Origin of the sequence: Streptomyces sp. NPDC051133 (genome assembly GCF_040682635.1) — a bacterium.
Lineage (GTDB): Bacteria > Actinomycetota > Actinomycetes > Streptomycetales > Streptomycetaceae > Streptomyces.
In genome coordinates this window covers 1-3,887 of record NZ_JBFBBK010000145.1, presented here as the reverse complement: position 1 = coordinate 3,887, position 3,887 = coordinate 1, and the positions used below count along the sequence as shown (strand labels likewise).

Below are 3,887 nucleotides of genomic sequence, written 5' to 3'. Positions count from 1 at the left end.
GGACGGACGGTGAGGACAGCGACGTCCCGGGTTCTGAGTTCGTGCGCGACGATCTCGCCGTACCACCAGGCCGGCGCGTGCAGCGCGTCGGCCGCCGCCGCATCGATCATGACCTGCGAGATCGTCGTGTATGCCCGGCGCCAGGCGGCCTCCGTCTCCTGCTCCCAGACGGCGGCAGCATATTTCCTCAGCGCAAGGAGAAGGCACTCCCCGACGACCGGGAAGTGCTCGGCTCGGGTGCCGTACTTGCGGTGGCTGCGGCCGAGGTTCTGTAGATAACCGACGAGAACGTCGGGATTCCCCAAATACCGGACAGCGGTGAGCAGTCCGTTGAGCAATTGATCCCGCTGAGCATCCATCGCTACGGGAAACAAGGGGCGCAATTCTGGCGCCCGGATAAAGAGAAGGGAGTAGAAATGCAAGATCACTTTGTCGGCGACAGGGGAAATTACGTCCAGCGTGCGGCGAATCAGCAGGGCATCATGCGCCCGCCCCAATGACATGACTGCTGCTGGCTGAGGCGGCGTTGACTGCGTGCGAAACGATGGCGTTGCGGCAGGGATATCGGAGGACGCTGCCCACTGATGTGGCTGAACCCGGCTTCCAAAAGGGCCGGGATTGCCGTAGGCAGCGCTTTCCGCAGCTGCTGTCCACTGGCCTGCCGCCCACGTTCCTGCACTGGACCACCCAGGCCGCTCCGCCCCGTCGGCGCTCGCATTCCTGCCTGCTCCGGCACCCGGAAGAGCGAAATCGGCGGGTTTCATACTCGGAGCGTCCATCATGTGCCTCGCCTCGAATATCGGGTCGACCCGCACGCCCCCGCCCCGGACCGAGCGGGCTTCCAACCGCTCGGTCCGGGCTGTGTCTTCGATTCCACAGTGGCCTTCGGGCAAGCCTGAAGGGACAGGTAAAACTAGAGTGTGATATGTGGCACACGATCCTGTTCTCACACGGTAGGCATCCGATCACCCAAGTCGCCCGGTGGGGCCACAGCAGTGGTGCGTCTCCACGCACCTCCCATTCGAGGTTGCGCCATGGCCTTCGGTCGGCAGTACCGGAACAGTTCGTCTGCACTGTGCTGACCAGAATGCGCTCCGAAATCGCATAACCCGGGGCAGGCGGCGAGTTCGACGTCTCCGGTGGGCCAGTCTCACCTGACCTTCTTGACTCCTCCCCTCGTAAACGAGAGTGACTCCTAGCTCCCGACGCCTGCCCCACGGCGGGGTGCAGGTCTCACACGATCAGCGCTAGCCGGGTACAAGACCAGCCCGGACGAGCATCACATGGGCGGAGTTGTTGTCTCGGGGGGAGACGGCTCCGCACGCGGTGCACGTGTACGTGGGTCTTCGCGAGGAACTTCGGCCGGAAGTCCTCCACGGCCAGGGCGCGTACGACCTTCTTGGCCCACTTGCGGGCGGTGTCCTGCCGCTGGCTGGCGGTCTTGCGGTGCAGCTTGGCGGCCTGGCGCTCTGCCTCGCGGTAGCCCTTCGGAGCGTGCTGCCCCTTCGCCGGGCGGCGCCCGGCCATCATCCGCTGGTATCGGGCCAGCTTCTGCGCTGCTGCGGTCCCGCCGTGCCGGGCGTGGGCAAGGCCGTGGCCGTCGCTGGTGGCGGGCGGTCTCCTTGCTGCCCCCGTCGATGCCGATCACGCGGCCGGCCGGCGGGAGTTCTTCAGTCACCGCGGCCGACGACGAACGAGGCCCGCCAGCGCCCGACCGCCATCACGGTACACACGCACCGAGGACGGCAGCCTGGGCAGTTCACGCGACCACACCGGCCCCGCCACGACGCCGCCGGCGAGGTGCAGACGGCCGCCCTTCAGCCGGAAGCCGCCCTGGCTGCAGTCCAGGCCCGGCAACGCGTCACGCTTCTTCTTCCAGCGGGACATCCCGCCCCGCTGCCGCACCGGCAACCGGGCCTTGATGTCCCTGACCGCCTTCGCCCGGGACTTACCGAAGCCGCATCTGACCTCCTGCTGCGGAACGCTGGCCCACCCCGCAAGCCACGGCCTCACACGCCCGGCCTCAGTCAGCGAGGGCGCAGTGAAACAACAGCGCCGTACCGGCCGAACCCTAGGTCCCCGTCCGACACTCGCCTTCCCACGCGTTGCCTGCGCTCACCGAAGCAATGTCTCAACTGGACAGGCCGCGAGTAGGAGTCTGCGGCGCCGAGGGCCCTCGGCCGCTACGTCGTCCACCACAGGTGGGCAACCGCGCCTTCGTCGCAACGGACGCCGCCTTCATCCATGACGCCACCGTAAAAATTCCAGCCTCTTAAAGGCACACCGGCGCCTACCAAACTGTGCAGCCCACCCCCATGCTGCTCAGACGACAGGGCCGCGCTCCTCATGAACCGTCAGTCCCGGAGCAACACCGCTGGGTCTGTCGCACGGCCACATGCGAGGAATATCTATGGCAGGATGCCTGCGCCGACGGATACCCAGCCTGCTAGCGGCGTCACTAGCCGCCTACCTGATGTCCGGTACGATTCCGTCCTATGCCGCCACCCCTCAGCCGACACCTGTGGGCGACGACCTCCCGGCCCTCTGCCAGTTCTCGCTGGATGGCGTCAACTTCTACGACTCGGTGAAGCTGAACGGCGCGAATCTCAAGCCCACCGACGACGGCAAGGTCCATATCCAGCTCCGAGCCCGCGGCGGAGGCATCGGCTGCATTGTGTCCCTCGCCTCGTACCTCACTCATGGCGCCACCTTCGCCGCCTCCGGCAAGCAGGTCCTCGTCGGCTTCGACACGGTGGCGCTCCGGCCGGGCAAGAGCGGCTCCCTCGACATCGCAGTGCCACGCACGGGCTGCTTCGAACAAATCGACCTCTACACCGGCCAGGTCAAGTTCGACGGCAAGCTGCACTCCCACGACGGCCACGAGCACGGGCCCCTGCCCAAAGGCCCGGATGTCCGGGCCATCAAGGACGACATTCTGATCGCGGCCTGGAACGGCGGCACTAAGGACTGCACGTCCAAGAAGCCCTCGCCGTCCCCGACGTCCAGCGCCTCCTCCCAACCTTCCGTCGCCGCCCAGGAAGGCGCCACGCTCACGTCGGCTCCCTCGGATCCCGACGCCGTCCCCATGCCGAAGGGCGGCAGCGAAAACCTCGCCCCAACCGGTGGTATCGCCGACCTGGCCAACACCGGCGCCGTCGACTCGGGCCTGCTCGCCGGCAGCGCTGCGGTCCTGCTGGCGGGCGGCGCGGCTATCGTCGTGGCAATGCGTCGGAAGCGGGGCGGCACACGGGGCTGAGGCAGCCAGGAGGCGAGCCTGAACTGCCGCCCCGGCAGCGCAAGCGCAGAACCTCGACCGGGCCGCATCCTGATCCCATCACCCGATGATGGGAGGCCGCCGCCACAGAATCCTGCCGTGATACTTCCCCCCAGGGCACAGCATCAGCAGTGCAACTGACTGTAACCACTGTCCTGCAACGGTGCCGGATTTGAAACGGCTCGGACCCCAAAGGAACATACCGAGTCGGGGAACGTGTGGCGTGACGTCAGGGTGTAGCTGCGACTCCCTGACAGGGTGACCGTCCAGGAGCCACCATCCTGCCGCCCTGGCGATGAAATACTCCCCCCAGACGATGCATCATAATAAGAAATAGTGACCGTGAATGGGTCGGTGTCTTTACTCGTGATGGCCGCGACGGACGTAACAGTCTGTTGCGAAGAGATAAAGAACTCGCTAATGCTCACCGTCTGGACAAGATCGGATGGGGTGCTCGACGGTGCCGGACGAGGCGTCTCAGATCCTGAGCTCGGCTTTTCGGAAGCAGCCTGCGTAGGTGCTTCAGGTATACTCGTCGCCTTTTTGGACTTTCTGTCTGTAGGTGAGGAAATCACTGAGCCCGAGGGGAGCCCGGGGGAAATTTCTACTTGAG

The 3,887-nt window shown here is 65.8% G+C and carries 2 protein-coding genes and 1 pseudogene; 1 reads left to right on the top strand and 2 read right to left on the bottom strand.

The features are described from left to right. Both AB0N17_RS45505 and AB0N17_RS45500 read right to left on the bottom strand, forming a co-directional pair. Window positions 1-503, bottom strand: a 503-nt coding sequence (locus tag AB0N17_RS45505; protein WP_366017565.1) for a globin domain-containing protein, incomplete at its 3' end; no start/stop codon positions are given. Window positions 504-1,247: 744 nt separating this feature from the next. Beyond that, window positions 1,248-2,031 (bottom strand): annotated as a pseudogene (locus tag AB0N17_RS45500) (transposase); the annotation flags it as partial. Between the two features lie 490 nt (window positions 2,032-2,521). Here AB0N17_RS45500 and AB0N17_RS45495 point away from each other — a divergent pair. Beyond that, on the top strand, window positions 2,522-3,256 hold the full coding sequence (locus AB0N17_RS45495; RefSeq protein ID WP_366017564.1) for a hypothetical protein: 735 nt from the start codon (window positions 2,522-2,524) through the stop codon (window positions 3,254-3,256). The last annotated feature ends 631 nt before the right edge of the window (window positions 3,257-3,887 follow it).